The 15,997-nt window shown below is 41.9% G+C and carries 12 protein-coding genes and 1 pseudogene; 7 read left to right on the top strand and 6 right to left on the bottom strand.

Features of this window, described 5'->3' with window-relative positions; genetic code table 11:
* Positions 1 to 15: 15 nt before the first annotated feature.
* The 4 genes and pseudogenes from AR334_RS04780 to abc-f form a co-directional block, all read left to right on the top strand.
* A pseudogene (locus tag AR334_RS04780) lies at positions 16 to 1,140 on the top strand (sulfite reductase subunit alpha); the annotation flags it as partial.
* A 141-nt stretch (positions 1,141 to 1,281) separates the two neighbouring features.
* Entirely contained in the window at positions 1,282 to 2,469 is a 1,188-nt protein-coding gene (locus tag AR334_RS04775) for an LL-diaminopimelate aminotransferase (RefSeq protein WP_066305970.1), read from the top strand.
* A gap of 306 nt (positions 2,470 to 2,775) precedes the next feature.
* Positions 2,776 to 3,939, top strand: a complete 1,164-nt coding sequence (locus AR334_RS04770) for a C40 family peptidase (RefSeq protein WP_066305968.1) — start codon at positions 2,776 to 2,778, stop codon at positions 3,937 to 3,939.
* Between the two features lie 473 nt (positions 3,940 to 4,412).
* Positions 4,413 to 6,335, top strand: coding sequence for a ribosomal protection-like ABC-F family protein (abc-f, locus tag AR334_RS04765; RefSeq protein WP_066305954.1), 1,923 nt, complete (start codon positions 4,413 to 4,415; stop codon positions 6,333 to 6,335).
* 181 nt (positions 6,336 to 6,516) lie between these two features.
* Here abc-f and AR334_RS04760 read toward each other — a convergent pair whose 3' ends face one another.
* The 3 genes from AR334_RS04760 to AR334_RS04750 form a co-directional block, all read right to left on the bottom strand.
* Positions 6,517 to 8,274 carry a PhoX family phosphatase gene (locus AR334_RS04760; RefSeq protein WP_066305953.1) on the bottom strand — a complete coding sequence of 586 codons (1,758 nt, stop codon included), beginning with the start codon at positions 8,272 to 8,274 and terminating at the stop codon, positions 6,517 to 6,519.
* Between the two features lie 259 nt (positions 8,275 to 8,533).
* Entirely contained in the window at positions 8,534 to 9,748 is a 1,215-nt protein-coding gene (locus tag AR334_RS04755; RefSeq protein ID WP_066305952.1) for an MFS transporter, read from the bottom strand.
* Between the two features lie 61 nt (positions 9,749 to 9,809).
* A complete protein-coding gene (locus AR334_RS04750; protein WP_066305945.1) occupies positions 9,810 to 10,301 on the bottom strand; it encodes a GNAT family N-acetyltransferase in 492 nt (163 codons plus the stop codon).
* 141 nt (positions 10,302 to 10,442) lie between these two features.
* On the opposite strand from AR334_RS04750, the gene AR334_RS04745 reads away from it, so the two are divergent.
* A complete protein-coding gene (locus AR334_RS04745; protein WP_253701183.1) occupies positions 10,443 to 11,072 on the top strand; it encodes a fumarylacetoacetate hydrolase family protein in 630 nt (209 codons plus the stop codon).
* 125 nt (positions 11,073 to 11,197) lie between these two features.
* On the opposite strand, the gene AR334_RS04740 is transcribed toward AR334_RS04745, so the two are convergent.
* Both AR334_RS04740 and AR334_RS04735 read right to left on the bottom strand, forming a co-directional pair.
* Positions 11,198 to 11,833, bottom strand: a complete 636-nt coding sequence (locus tag AR334_RS04740; RefSeq protein WP_066305940.1) for a pentapeptide repeat-containing protein — start codon at positions 11,831 to 11,833, stop codon at positions 11,198 to 11,200.
* A gap of 85 nt (positions 11,834 to 11,918) precedes the next feature.
* Positions 11,919 to 12,236: a hypothetical protein gene (locus AR334_RS04735; RefSeq protein ID WP_066305938.1), complete on the bottom strand. Its 318-nt coding sequence runs from the start codon at positions 12,234 to 12,236 to the stop codon at positions 11,919 to 11,921.
* Positions 12,237 to 12,470: 234 nt separating this feature from the next.
* On the opposite strand from AR334_RS04735, the gene AR334_RS04730 reads away from it, so the two are divergent.
* Positions 12,471 to 13,505: a pirin family protein gene (locus AR334_RS04730; protein ID WP_066305935.1), complete on the top strand. Its 1,035-nt coding sequence runs from the start codon at positions 12,471 to 12,473 to the stop codon at positions 13,503 to 13,505.
* Positions 13,506 to 13,565: 60 nt separating this feature from the next.
* Positions 13,566 to 14,378, top strand: coding sequence for a sugar-phosphatase (gene yidA / locus AR334_RS04725; protein ID WP_066305933.1), 813 nt, complete (start codon positions 13,566 to 13,568; stop codon positions 14,376 to 14,378).
* A 58-nt stretch (positions 14,379 to 14,436) separates the two neighbouring features.
* Here yidA and AR334_RS04720 read toward each other — a convergent pair whose 3' ends face one another.
* Complete coding sequence (locus AR334_RS04720; protein WP_066305926.1) at positions 14,437 to 15,822, bottom strand: MATE family efflux transporter; 1,386 nt, start codon at positions 15,820 to 15,822, stop codon at positions 14,437 to 14,439.
* Positions 15,823 to 15,997: the final 175 nt, after the last annotated feature.

The raw sequence follows: 15,997 nt of genomic DNA, 5'->3' as shown, positions 1-15,997 counted from the left end.
AGTGACAAACCGCCATATTCAAGAACCAATCCCTTTCAAGCGAAGGTCCTAAAAAATATTAATTTAAATGGCGCTTGCTCCAGTAAGGAAACAAGACATATTGAGTTATCATTAAAAGACTCAGGTCTTTCATATAATCCAGGTGATGCGCTCGGCATTGTCCCATCTAATGATCCGGAACTTGTTGCTTCCATTCTTAAGGAAATGGGATGGGAGGAAGAAACGGTTGTAACTGTAGGGAAGCAGGGAGAGGCTCTGTCCCTTAAGGAAGCGCTGACAAACTATACTGAGATTACATTGATTTCAAAGAAGATTTTACAACAGGCTGCTGCGTTTACAGAAAATGAAGAGCTGCAAAAGCTTGTACTGGTTGAAAATGCCGACCAATTGAAGGAATATTGCTATGGCCGTGATTTGCTTGATATGTTACGGGATTTTGGCCCATGGAAAGCTTCTGCCCAAGAAATCGTCTCGATGTTAAGAAAAATGACGCCTCGTCTCTATTCGATTGCCAGCAGCATTGCCGCTAATCCTGATGAGGTGCACTTGACGATTGGTGCTGTACGCTATACTTCTCACGGCCGTGACCGAAAGGGAGTGTGTTCGGTTTTATGTGCTGAACGTGTTAGGGAAGGCGATACGCTTCCGGTTTATGTTCAAGCTAATAAACATTTCCATTTGCCGGAATCGCAAGACAAGGATATCATCATGGTTGGACCAGGGACAGGCATCGCGCCATTTCGTTCCTTTATCCAGGAACGTGCCGTAAATAAAGCGGCCGGCAGGTCATGGTTATTTTTTGGAGACCAGCATGCAGCGACTGATTTTCTTTACCAAAATGAGCTGGAGCAATATCAGCAAGATGGTGTGTTAACCAGAATTGATGCCGCTTTCTCCCGTGATACTGATCAAAAAGTATATGTTCAGCATAAAATGCTTGAACACAGTAAAGAATTATTTGAGTGGATTGAAAATGGAGCTTATTTCTTTGTTTGTGGAGATAAGGAACGTATGGCAAAAGACGTCAATGATGCCCTTATCACCCTTATCGAAAAAGAAGGTTCGATGGACCGCGACGCGGCTGAAGCGTATCTAAAAGATATGCAAAAGCAAGGCCGTTATCTGCGTGACGTATATTAAATAGACCATATATAAAATGGAGAGCCCATCATTTGGGCTCTTTTTATATATGCATGCTTTATAAAACTCGATTCACGCTTCAATTTTGAAAATTATGATAAAATTGAAAAAGGAAATCCTATAAAACAAAAGGTGATATAGATGAAGATTGTTGGATCGAAAAAAACCCAAAACATGGCGACAAGTATTTTTACCGAGTTAGCAAATAAGAAAAGCGAGGCAATTAAAAAGGGCATGGATGTGATTGATTTAAGTGTCGGCTGTCCGGACATGCCGCCACCCGCTAATGTTGTCGATACGCTGGTACAATTTAGCAGGGATACAACGAAATATGGTTATACTTTGAAGGGAATTGACAAGTTTAACGAGGCAGTCGCTTATTTTTACAAGCAACGTTATGGAATAGAGCTTGTTCCTGAAACGGAAATATTACAGCTAATGGGTTCCCAGGATGGGCTGGCCCATTTGGCGATGGCGATGATTGACCCCGGGGATTATGTCCTTGTCCCAGACCCAGGCTATCCCATTTACGAGCATGGGGTGATGATTGCTGGCGGCACCATTTATCCGATGCCGTTATTGGAGAAAAACGGATATTTGCCGAAATTGAGTGAAATCCCAGTGGAGGTTTTACATAAAACAAAGATGATGATCATCAGTTATCCGGGAAATCCGGTAACGGCTTTGGCAAGTGAAGAATTTTTTGAAGAGGTAGTTGAATTTGCCAAAAAGTATAATATTCTTGTCATTCATGATTTTGCTTACTCAGAGCTGATTTATGACGAAAATCCGCAAATTAGCTTCATGTCGGTTACGGGGGCAAAGGAAGTTGGGATTGAATTCAATTCATTGTCAAAAACCTTTAATATGGCCGGCTGCCGGATTGGTTACGCTGTCGGCAACGAGGAAGCCTTAAGGATACTGGCTTCATTTAAGTCCAATATTGATTACGGGGTATTTTATCCGATTCAAATGGCGGCAGTCACCGCGCTTACGTCGGATTACAATGTGCTCCGAAAACAGTTGAATGAATACGAAAACCGTAGGGATGTTTTACTTGCCGGGCTTGAAAAGGGTGGCTGGAAGGTGGCAAAGTCACCGGCCACAATGTTTGTTTGGGCAAAAATCCCTTCCGGATGGACATCACGGCAATTTGCCTTTAAATTAATCGAGAAAGCGGGAGTGGCGGTGGTCCCTGGCGATGCGTTTGGAACCCAAGGGGAAGGCTATGTCAGGATGGCACTGGTTCAATCTCCTGAAAGATTGGCGAAAGCTGCTGAAAAGATTCAGAGCTTTCTTCAAGGGGCAGCCGTTGTAACAAAAGAGTAAAAGATTTTAGTAGAAAAAGCGACATTAAACGTGAAAATGTCGAAAAATGAAGCAGGAACCTTGTGCTGAGGTTCCTGCTTCTTTTGTTGATACATAGGACAACCAAGGTTTCTGTCACAAAATTGACATGTATTACATTTACATGATGCAAGAGGGAAGTTGTCGATTTTTTGTAATATTTTTCAACATTAAATTACAATTGTATTACAAATCCGACACATTCATTGTGTTTCGACGAATTGGCATATAAACTATTAATATATTAGACGAGTGAAAAAAAGATAAGTTACAAGAGGAGATTTTGTAATGAAAAAATTTATTAAATATACCATATCAGCTGCCGTACTTGCCAGCATGTTTCAAATAACAACACCTACATACGCAGAGCGAATTCAGAAGAGTCAAATTGAAGAACAAAAGGCACAAGTTGAAGACATTGAAACACAATTACAACAATTGGGCAACCGAATCACCATAGCAATGGATAAGGTTCAAAAATTAAATGAGCAAATCCAGGGACAACAGGTGAAAATTGAACAAGCTAAGGTTGAAATCGAACAGGCCCAGAAAGATTTAGATACACATAAAGAGATATATTCCGAAAGATTAAAGAGTATTCAGGCAGAAGGAAAAACGTCCGTTGCTACCTATGCTGAATTTTTGCTTACATCGAATGACCTATCCCAGTTTTTAACTCGTTTCAGTGCGATTTCGATGATTATCGAAAAAGATACTGATATGCTGAATAGTTTAAAAGAAAAGCAACAGGCTTTAGAAGCAGCAAAGGAAAAATTGCAAACTGAGTTAGCGGACTTAAACAAGAATAAGGAACAACTTGCTGCTGAGCAGAAGAAAATTGAAGAAGATAAGAGTAAAGCTGAAAGAATATTAGCAGAAAAGCAAAGTGAACTATCAAACTTGGAAACTGAATTTGCAGCTCAAGAAGAAAGAGACCGCCAAGAACGAATTGCCCGGGAAGAGGCAGCGCGCCAGGCTCGCTTGGCTGAACAGCGTGCAGCGCAAGAGCGTGCAGCACAACAGCGTGCAACTCAACAGTCTTCCAGTGGAAGTTCTTCAAAGCCGGCACCATCGATTCCTGTGAATGTACCAGCCTCTGCGTCAGCAGATGCTATCATTTCTTATGCTAAGCAATTCTTAGGTGTACCATATGTTTGGGGCGGATCTACGCCAGCAGGATTTGACTGCTCCGGATTCACTTCTTATGTGTTTAGAAATGCGGCAGGCATCAGCCTTCCTAGGGTTTCAAGCGCCCAGCAAAGAGTTGGAACAGCCGTCTCTCTTAATGAAGTACAGCCGGGAGATTTAGTCTTTAGAGGCAGCCCAGCTTACCATGTCGGCATTTACATTGGCGGTGGACTATATATCCATGCACCGCAAACAGGCGATGTTGTCAAAATTGCCGGCTTTAATCCAGCTAAGTTTACAAATGCGAGAAGAGTATTACAATAAGGATGATTGTAAGAAGCCTTTCCTAGCGAAAGGCTTTTTTGCTGTAAAAATATTTTACAAATCGATGGAAATATGTGATAATTAAGGAAATTTGCGGAGGAGGTAAGGTAGTTTATGGAACCATCTAATTGCCAATATTAATTTTTCAAAAATTAATATCGATTTTGTATTGAGCGCATTTTTCCTAACTTTAGTTAGGTTTATTTGTCATGCTCATATGGAATCAGGCAATATAGAAGGCAACTTACTTTACTGAATTCGAGATGACCGTTGATTAACCCTGTATTGAAGGCACATTTTTATGAGTCGCCAATTTAACGCAGGCAATTATACTCATGCTGAATTTTTGGACTGTAAGAGGAATCCATCTTCTTACGGTCTTTTTTATTCTAAAAAATAATAGTATTGGAAGTGCTTCTTTGCCCTGTCCATAAAGGCATGACCCATATTATGGATGAAAGTGGGAATTTATCATGTTGGAATTAAAGTTAATGGGCGTGAAAAAATTTATGGAGGCTACGCTCGTTGTTGAAAATATCACGTTTGAAGCATATGAAGGAGACAAGATCGGCATTGTCGGTGCAAACGGAAGCGGAAAAAGCACGATTCTCAAACTAATTGCCGGTGTGGAACATATGCACTATTACCCGGGATACCCGCAAACCTCAAGCTATGGCTATGATGAGGGGTTGATCCATTTGCCGCGAGGAGCTACTAGGGCCTATCTTGAACAAACGCCAGTCTATCTGGAAGGCATGAAGGTTATTGATGTTTTAAACCTGGCTTTTGAGGAAGTGGACGGGATTGAATCTCAAATGCGGGAACTGGAACAGCAAATGCAAGTGCTTGAGGGTGAGGCACTTGAAAAAGCCTTGAATAAATACAGCAATCTCGTACAACAATTTGAAGCAAAGGGCGGATATGACCGTGAAGAAAAGCTGAGCAGGGTTTGCACTGGGCTTCAGTTTTCAGAAAGCTTTTTGAACAAGGAGTTTGATTTATTAAGCGGCGGGGAGAAGACGACCGTTGTGCTTGGCAAGCTGTTGATTCACAATCCGGACATTCTGCTGCTGGATGAGCCGACTAACCATTTGGACATGGAGGCAATTGAGTGGCTTGAGGGCTATTTAAAGACCTATAAGGGTATTGTCATAATCGTTTCCCATGACCGTTATTTTCTCGATAATGTCGTAAATAAAATTGTCGAAATCGAGGATATGAAATCCATCGCTTACAAAGGGAACTATTCGTCCTTTGTTAGTCAAAAAGAAGAGAATATGCGGATTCAATTCGAGCATTTCAGGGAGCAGCAAAAGAAAATCAATTCGATGGAACAGACAGTAAAGGATTTGCGCGATTGGGCAATGCGCGGCGGAAATGACAAATTCTTTAGACGAGCGGCCAGTATACAGAAAAGGTTAGATAAATTGGATCGGGTAGATAAGCCGAAGTTCGAACGGCGAAATATGAGATTAGATTTTAAAACGGCAGAGCGGTCGGGGAATGAAACCATCAAGGCTGTCGGGCTGTCGAAGACCTATGGGGATAAAGTGATATTTAGGGGTGCAAAAGTACTGATTCAGTACTGTGAAAGAGTGGGTCTTATCGGTCCAAATGGCAGCGGGAAAACCACGTTTTTAAAAATGCTGCTGGGGGAAGAGCAGCCGGATGCCGGAGTAGTCGAATTGGGCGCTAATGTAATGGCGGCCTATTTGCCGCAGAAGATTACGTTTGACAATGAAGAGCTTACCGTGCTGGAGACTTTCCGGGAGGGGATTTCGATTCTTGAGGGCAAGGCCCGCGAATATCTGTCCAAATTCATGTTTTATAAAAACAGCGTCTTCAAAAAAGTGAAGCATTTGTCCGGGGGAGAGCGAATCAGGCTAAAGCTCGGGATGCTCCTGTATCAGGATATTAATTTATTGATCCTCGATGAGCCGACAAATCACCTCGATATCGATTCCATCGAAACGCTCGAGGAAGCGCTTGAGGATTTTAAAGGAACCATCTTTTTTATCTCGCATGACCGCTATTTTATTAATAAAATTGGTGAACGGGTGATTGCTGTCGAGGATTACGGCCTGAAAAGCTATTTGGGAAATTTCGATTATTATAAGGCTGAGAAGGCGAAGGTAATCAAGCCGGTGGAACCTAAAAAGACTGTTGAAAAATCTGAAAAGAAACAAAAAGACAAAAATTCGGCAGTGAAGCCGGAAGTGACAGAGGCTGAGGTGCTGGCAAGGATTCAAAATCTCGAAAAAGAAATGAGCGAGCTGGATGTAGCCATGGGCAAGGGCCAACTGGATTATGAGGAGCTTGGAAGGCTGTACGAAAGGAAACAAGCCTTGACTGAAGAACTGGAAACAGTGATGGAAACTTGGTTGGACATAAGTTAATGCTTATCTACGTGTCCAACAGCCTATCCTGGCATCGTTTGTCGGTGTAATAGTGTCATTTGTCATTCTTACTTTCACAGTGTTTTGTGCAAGATATTTAAGTGGGAAAAAGCAAATTGCATAGAAAAAAGCCCCCCTAAATAAATGAATAGGGGGGAATTTAGTTAAATAGGAGATTGAATTACTCTTTTGCGCTTAATGAAGTTAAATCGATATAACCAATGTTGCCAGGGTTTTGTGATCCAACCATGAGATAGGATTTGCCATTTAATTCATCAACGGCTTGGAGGCCGGTTACTTCACCGCCATCCGGGGCAGAGATAATCCGGGATAGCTTCTTAGTATCGACATTATAAGCCCAGCCAAAATTATTGGTATGCATGTTACTATCTTCAGCAATAAATAACGTGCGATATTTTTCAGAGAAAACAATATTGTCCGGGTTCGCAATCTTATCAGGATTGGCTCTATTTCCGTCTGCATCCTTAACAGCTAAGTCTTCACCTGTAATGAGTCCTGACATTTTGGTTACCACATAATCACTATCAATAGGGCGCCCGTCACGATCTTTTTGTCCGGCTGCCAGATCCATTTCATAGATGGCACCAGCACTGAGCTTTGGCAATTGAATATCATCAGCTGGATCAGTTGGATTTTTGGTCATTCCCTTTTCAATATAGGACATCGCCATATAAATTTTATTATCGGCCTTGTTAAACGTGAGAGTTTCCATCTTATTAAACTCCGCTGTTGCCCCGAGAAGAGCACCGTAACGGCGGGATTCCAAAAATGCTGCTGCTTTTTCCATTCCAGGTTTTACCTTCAGCCATTCGAGATTGCCTGCAGCTTTTACCTGTTTAAAGCCGTTTGCTTGTGCATAGGCGGCATCATTTGTTGTTTCAAAAATATCACTAAATTTCAGGTTTTGAGCCATTTCCTTAATTTCTTGGTCGTTGGCATGCCCTAGTTTAATCCATTCAATGTCAGCAGCACCGCCGTTTTGGTCACTGGTTTGTTTCCATTTTGCCGCGTATAAAGTACCAGCTGATAAATCCTTTGCTTTGTCGGCAATGTACATGAACGACATCGTATACGAACCGTCATCTCCGTAATATACGGTACGATTATCTGGTGCGACGGTTACATTTTCAAATGACAAGCGACCCATGCTATGATGCTTGACTGCTTTGGCTTCGCCATTTGGATGAACTTTTACCTCAGTGGTATATCCATAAAGGTATGGATTGCCAATCACTGATGGGTCTTGGTAATAGTTGCGGGCAAATTGTGTCACGTCTGAATTTTCCGGGTTTGCCTCGTGTACCCTGGCATTTGGCTCATATTCTTCACTGCCTAAATGGGTATTCCAAGGCGACAGAACGCCGGCACATGGTGTCCAAAGTCCGCCATCTGCTGAAAAATCAACCGGTGTAATATCAGTTATTTTCATTTCGCCCGTTTTCTTATTCTGTTCAACCGTATTTAAATACATCGCTTTTGGCACGTTGCCAATTTCATTTTTCGGCATGCTTTCAAAGTGATTCAGCATATATAATTTTCCGCTTTTACCATTCACACTTAGAATGGTATTCATATCTGGAGCGGTCGAAGTAATCGGCTTGCCATTTTTATCAGTAATGTAATTTCCGTTTACATCATAAGCAGCACCAACAATCTTACCATTAATGACATCGCCAGGTTGTGCCATTGAATGATATTCTAAAGGCACAATCTTTTGGGTGCCATCGTTTAAAGTGACAATAGCTGATGCTTCGCTATACATGGATGAGCGTTTCGCATCTGTGTCGGGTGCTTGCATCCCAACAAATTCAACCGATTTTACTGAAACTGGTTGTTGAGGATTAGCATGAACGTTGATTGCAGTCGGGAACAGAATGGCTGCGCTTAAGAGTGGAACTAGGATCTTATTCGTTTTCATTATATTCTTCCTCCCAAAAGTTTAATAGAATTGGTTACAACTTCATCATAATATTGGATTGTTAAACCAGTATTCATGTGACGTAAAGAAAAGTTGAAGTTTTCTGGTAATTTGGAAGGATGTAAGAACGTAGGTAGAAAGGAGTGAAAATCAACGTTTAGGGTTGCGAAAGGTCCCGAAAACTCTATAGGAAAGAAAAGAGATTAATAGAATAGGTGGGGCCTGGCTAAGATAAAAAAGCAGACCTGTGCCTGCTTTTTTAACTGCTTTGCTGCAATTTTTCCAACTTAGAAAGTCTTGTTTTGCTTCCTAACCGGAAGGATACCACAATGGAAGTAAGTGCAAGAACGACAATCATCGTCACAACACCGCTCCAGCCAAAATGCCCATAAAAGGCACCGCTAGCGGTCCCGCCGATGCTTGAACCGGCGTAATAGAAAAATAAGTATAGTGCCGAGGCCTGCGCTTTATCGTGGGTTGCCGCTTTCCCGACCCAGCTGCTGGCAATTGAATGGGCGGCAAAAAAGCCATAGGTGAAAACCGCGATACCAAAAATCTTAAACCATAAACTCGTATTCAGCGTCATGCAGGCGCCAATTAATAGAATGAGCAGAGACAGGAGCAGAATTTTCCTTTTTCCATACTGATCAGAAAGCATTCCCATCCATGTTGAGCTGAAGGTACCGACAATATAGACAATAAAAATAAATCCTACCAAGGTTTGGCTTAACGAATATGGCGGCTTAATTAATTGAAACCCGATATAGTTGTACAAAGAGACGAAGCTCCCCATTAGCAGAAACCCGATGCCAAATAGATAAAGTAGACCGGGCTCTTTAAATTGACTCAACAAGGAGCCTGTCAGTTGCTTCAGGGCAAATTTTTGCGGCTTAAAATGAGTGGATGGAGGCAAAATCTTTAGGAAGACAATACTGGCCAATAAACTGATGATGCCGATACCAAATAATGCGATATGCCAGCTAAAATAATCCGTTAAAATGCCGCTGATGATCCTCCCTGCCATTCCCCCTACAGAATTTCCGCTGATGTATAATCCCATTGCCATTCCCAAACTTTTGGGTTCCATTTCTTCCCCCAAATAGGCCATCGCCACCGCCGGCAGCCCCGCTAAGGCGACTCCTTGTAAAATTCTCGATACAATTAATAAATGAAAGTTGGGCGTGAAGGCCGTGAGGATGCAAAGTATCGACGAGACAAACAATGAGAAAGTCATCACTGGTTTCCGGCCAAATACCTCTGATAAGGACCCGAATAATAATAAACTAATAGACAAAGCGATTGTGGCAGATGACAAACTTAAGCTCGAAACTGCCGGCGAGATGTGGAATTCCTTGGCAAGGTCCGGGAGCAGCGGCTGTGCCCCCCAGAGGATGGCAAAGGTGCAAAAACCACCCGCAAATAAAGCCAAGTTTACCATTTTAAATTTGTGTGTGCCACGCCGTATATAACTCATGTTAATAGATGCCCCTTTTATACCAATACCATTAGTTGGGTGTAAACAATTGTAAGCAGTTCTATATTATTAATCTTTTAACCATGTTGTACCAAGTGACGCCGCCATGCTCGGATTCAGATGCACCTTCGTTGGTGTAGCCTTGTTTTTCATAAAAAGAAATCAATTGCTTTTTGCAAGTAAGCGTAATAGTTTCACGTTGTTTCGCTCGTGCTGAATTTTCAAGATGGGCGAGCAAGGCTGCAGCAATTCCCCGATTCTTGGAGGTTGGCTCAACGGCAATTCTAAGGATACATTGATGCCCGCCAGTCGCCGAATTTTGTCTGATTTCAGTAAATAAGTCATCTGTAATGAATGGTTGACTAATCACAGGTCCGTTCACGAACCCTACAATTCGCCCATCTTCTTCCGCTACAAAAAAACTATCCGGGATTTGCTGAATTCTTTTTTCAAAGGCTTCCCCAGTGGCCGCTTCTTCTTTTAAGAAGCATAAATTTTCTATTGCGACAACAGCGGGTAAATCTGATAATTCCACATTGCGGATTTTCAGCATTTGTACTCCAAACCTCCAAATCTAATCAATATCTCATTACTTTATGATACTCCTCTTTTTAGATGACTTCTATTTTTATACTCTTGCGTGAAATGGTAAAATTGACTAATGATAGACTGCATCCAGAAAGGGGAATGGAACTTGAACACGATTCGAAATATTTATTGCGTCGGGCGGAATTACGCTGCCCATGCTGCTGAATTGAACAATAAGGTGCCGACTAGCCCATTTTTATTTTCAAAGCCGACGCATGCGCTTGTGGAAGCAATGGGCCAGGAGATTCCTCTACCGGGAAAACGTGGCCCCGTTCATTTTGAAACGGAACTGGTGATTAGAATGGGAAGGCCCTATGAAAAGGGAATAAAAGTAGACGAAATTGTGGAAAGAATGGCAATTGGAATCGATTTTACGTTGCGGGATGTGCAAAGTGAGCTTAAGAAAAAAGGGTATCCATGGCTGCTTGCTAAAGGCTTCCCCAATTCGGCAGTTGTAAGTAGGTTTATCCCGTTTGTTGGAGTGGAAGAAATTCTAAAAAGGAACTTCTCGCTTTTAAAAAATGGTGAGCTGGTCCAGTCCGGCAATATTTCTAGTATGATCTTTGATTTGCAAACAATCATTGACTTTTCGGCTGAACACTTTGGATTGGGGGAAGGGGATATCATATTTACAGGAACTCCAGAAGGTGTGGGAGAAGTGAAGAGTGGTGACAAGCTGTCATTGGTGTGGGATCAAACCGTGTTAGGAGAATGCATAATAAAACTTACCAAATGACGACGGGCTCATGAGGACAAAACCGTTGGGAAACAGATAGGAAATGTACGCATAAAAAGCTTATGGGGACATTTATGTGATATAAAAAAGCAGGGGACGGTTCAAACAATCGTCCCCGTTTTTCATTAATCCTTAATAATTAACCCCATTAAAGCCGCAAATTGAATCGCCTGGTAGGAGGAGACTTTGCACCCCTTTAAATCGTCGATGGAAACGGTCATATAATCGAACGTTGAAGTGCTGATATCAATCCCTTTCAAAGAGGTTCCTTCAAAGTTTGCCCCGTCCAGGTTGCATGTTTGAAATTCTACGCTTTTAAGCTTGCATTCGAAAAAGTCAGTATTTTTTAAGGAGGCATCTTGGAATAAGACCTTTTCCAATTTCGATTCTCCAAAAGCCGTCAAATTTAATACTGAATGCTCAAACTGCACATTTCCTAACCGGGAGTCGGTAAAATCCGTGCCTACCAGTTTACTATTTTTAAAAATGACCCTGTGGATGGAAGATTTGCTTAAATTGGCATTCGATAAATCGCAGTTTTCAAAACAAACATCGGTAATGTCTATGTTTTGAAAATCGGTATGATTGAACCGACAGTTCTTTATTACCATGTTTGACAGCCTGGCCCGGCTGACTGCCTCATGTTCAAAAACACTGTCCGCAACCGTGCACATTTCAAGTTCTGCATCCCCGTCGTTTAAAATATCCATGAAATCCCTAGTTGATAATTCTTTCGAAATTTTAGGTGAATCGATTTTCATACAATGGCCTCTTTCTAAAACGAATTAGCTACAGTATAAAACAAAAAACACCCCAAGGAAATTCATTCGGGTGTTTTTCAATGAATTATCTTTCGAATTTTAAATGCTGATAGCCCTTTTGAGTGGCAAACACTTCATACCATTGATATTCGGGGGACTTGAGCCATTCGTACTTCGGCAGATACACAAGATATCGTACATTGCCTTCGCAATCTAGTATTGTTTTGAAGATGGTAACCTTACCAAAGCCAAATGTTTGATCGAGGTAACCGTATAAACCATCCCTAATAATAGATTTTTTTTCTTCCTCTTCCTGCTTATTTAACTCAATTAGTCCATCAACAAACATGCTAAGTAAAACCAAAGTTGCAGATATTAATACAAACATAAAGATTTGAAACAAAATAATAACCCCCTGTAAAATTTTTAAAAAAATTATGTAAAAATAGATTCCAACTTAAAACCTTTGCCCGGTCACACAAAATGTTGCTGTCAACCCAAAATTAGCCTCCACCCCTTTCATTTGATAAAATCAATACGATTGTACTCTTTGCACTTAACAAAAGGTGTGATGGAGATAACGGGGCCATGTGATTAGATGTGAACATTTTTTGAACATATGAAAGGGGCGAAAATAATGCCTGAAGAAAACATTCTTAAAATACAAAAGCTGGGATTTCAGTGGGAAACGGAAGACCCGTTCCTTTTCTCCGTTCATCATAAAGACGCTTATCCGTCTGGTAATGAAGAACAGGGACCTAGTACCTCACTGGAGGGTAGAAATCTTGGCGAAGACTTTATAGTAAAAGATGGTTTTAGGATGTATCATGGAAAAACGGTTCCAGGATTTCCAGCACATCCGCACAAAGGGTTTGAAACTGTAACGATTGTTCTTGAAGGATTAGTGGACCATTTTGATTCGACCGGGGCAAGAGGGCGTTATGGAAATGGAGACGTGCAATGGCTGACAACCGGTAAGGGCTGCCTTCATACCGAAATGTTTCCACTCGTACATAAGGACAAGGATAATCCGCTTGAGCTTTTTCAAATATGGCTAAATCTTGCGTCCAAGGACAAAAGTGCTGCCCCAGAATATAAGATGCTGTGGGCTGAAGATATTCCTGTCATCGAATCTGCGGATGCCAGTGGGAGAAAAACGGTGGTCAGGTTGATTTCCGGGAATCTGCTTGGAACTAACAGCTTGGAGCCAACCAATGCCTCATGGGCCAAAGATCCGAATCATCATGTAGGGATTTCTCTTCTTCAAATGGAACCAGGGGCTGTGTTCGTGCTCCAGGCTGTGTCTGGAACAATGAACAGAAATTTATATTTTTACGAAGGCGAGACCATTGGGATAGACGGGAAAACGATACAGGCTTATCACCGAGTTAAGCTTGCAGGTGACCAGGACATTGAGATCACGAATGGCAGCAAAACTGCCTATCTTTTGGTTCTCGAAGGTGAGCCGATTGAGGAACCGGTCGCACAGTATGGACCATTCGTGATGACATCCCAACAAGAGCTCCAAGAGGCCTTCAGCGATTACCGCAAAACCCAATTCGGTGGCTGGCCGTGGGGGCGCCTCGACCCAGTTAACGAGCGCGACGCCGGAAGATTCGCCCAACATGGCAATGGGAAAATGGAAAAGAGATTAGCAGAGGACGGTTCCTAGTATCAGTTATGATATAGGGGACTGTCATATTCAGGACAACAATAGTAGAAGGTGAAAAATTTGTATAAATTAGTAGCAATCGATGTAGATGGCACATTGTTTAATGACCGAAGGGAAATTACTCAGGAGGTAAATGAAGCAATCCAAGCAGCAAAGGCCAAAGGTGTGAACGTGGTTATATGTACCGGCAGGCCGATCGGCGGTGTCCGTCCGATTTTGGAAGAATTGGAATTAGCCGATAAAGATGAATACGTGATTACATATAATGGTGCACTTGTGCAAGGTACGAATAGTGGGGGAGTCGTTTCCGAGACTTCCTTGACGGTTTCCGATTTAAAGGAGCTGTACCAGTTAAGTCTGCAACTTGGTTCTCCGATGCACTTTTTTGATACAGAACGAATCTACACGCCGAACAAAGACATTAGCCATTATACTGTTTATGAATCTTTTGCCAACAAAGTACCGCTCTCATTTAGGGCGATAGAGGAAATTCCGGAAGACATGTTGATTCCGAAAGTGATGTTTATTGACGAACCCGAACGGTTAACCGAAATCATGGCGGCCATCCCGGCTTCTTACCGTAAAAAATATACAATGGTGCAAAGCGCGCCTTTCTTTTTGGAAATCCTTCATCCAAGCGTCAACAAAGGAAATGCAGTAAAACAGCTTGCGGAAAAACTGGGAATGAAACGGGAAGAGGTTGTTTGCATCGGTGACGGTGAGAATGATCTGGAAATGGTGAAGTACGCGGGCTGCGGTGTCGCAATGGGAAATGCCACAGCCAGCGTCAAAGAAGTCGCCGAGTTTCAGACGATGTCAAATAATGAAAACGGGGTCGCTTATGCGATTGAAAAATTGATTTTGAATCAATAAATCATACGGAAAAAGACTTGGTTGGGAGCCAAGTCTTTTTTTATATACAACCATCCCGCTAGCTAACATTCTCCGCCTGCACCATAGTGTTTCTTGCTAAGATTTTCTTAAATTGAATAAAGAATAGCGTGACGGTAACGGCAACGGCAAGGAAATCCGAAACCGGTTCTGCCAGGAAGACAGCAAACGTCTTATTGGAAAAGAACTGCGGCAGAATGTAAATCAATGGAATTAACAGGATTATTTTTCGTAGTAGTGCCAGAAACAGAGAGGTTTTTGCCTGACCGAGGGCGATAAAAGTTTGCTGGCAAGCAAGCTGTGCCCCCATTACAAATACCAATCCCATATAAATTCTTGTCGCCCATACGGTTGTTTCCACAAGTTCGGGATCACTGCTAAATATAGAAACAAACAGTGATGGGAAAATCATCAGCAGCAGCCAGAACACGACCGAATAGCCCATGGAAATGACAAATAGAAAGTTAAATGCTTTTTTCACACGTTCATTATTCTTTGCCCCGTAATTATAACTGATAATGGGTTGTGCCCCTTGGGTTAATCCTAAAATTGGCATGATTAAAACCTGCATGACACTCGCCAGAATGGTCATGGCCCCGACACCCAAATCGCCGCCATAATTTTTCAAAGAAGAATTAAAGGCGATATTCAGTAGGCTTTCCGTACTTTGCATAATGAAAGGCGACACACCCAGCAGCAGGACGGGAATGATTACCGCTTTTTGTATTCTCATATACTTCTTCTGGATTCTTAGCTTTGTTCCACCAGCGAACAAGAAGCGTAATACCCATGAAGCGGAAATCGCTTGGGCAATGATATTGGCCAAAGCAGCACCTTGCACCCCCATGCCAAATATAAAAATAAAAATCGGCGCAAGAATGGTACTGATTATAGCGCCAATCATCACAGCAACCATACTTGTTTTAGCAAAGCCTTGTGTCGATATGAATGGGGTCAGCCCCAAGACGATTTGGACAAAAATAGTGCCACAAACATAGGTATTTAAAAAGGTTTTTGCATAGGGGAGGGTTTCCGGACCTGCCCCGAACAGCAACAACAATTCTTCGCCAAATGTTAAGAAAAATGCCGTTAAGACAATCGAAATTCCTAATAAAGCAACAAAACAGTTACCCAAAATTTGTTCTGCTTCATCAAATCTGCCTTTGCCCATTTTAATGGCTGCAAGCGGGGCACCTCCGAGTCCAATTAATGAACTAAAGGCGGCAATCATCATAATAATAGGAAAAGCAATTCCCACCCCTGTTAAGGCTGCTGAACCGATATCCGGAATATGCCCAATGTAAATACGGTCTACCACACTATAAAGCATGTTAACAAATTGGGCGGCAATAGCCGGTAGGGCCAAATTAACGAGAAGCCTCCCGACGCTTTCTGTTTCTAATCTATTGACAGTTGCAGTACTCATACTGTATAAACTTCCTTCCTAAACACATTTGACAATAATTAAATTCTATCATATATTGCGTCCTAATTAGGAAAGGGCCTGAATTTTGAAGTCCGGTTTTTAATTTTATCTACAAAATTTTAGAGATATCTACAATTTTAAGAATATATCTACAAAAATCAGGAGGATATCTACA

It is taken from the genome of Bacillus sp. FJAT-29814 (genome assembly GCF_001510715.1).
Classification (GTDB): domain Bacteria; phylum Bacillota; class Bacilli; order Bacillales; family Cytobacillaceae; genus Neobacillus.
Note: the sequence above shows the minus strand (reverse complement) of the source record. Positions and strands in the feature narration are given on the sequence as shown.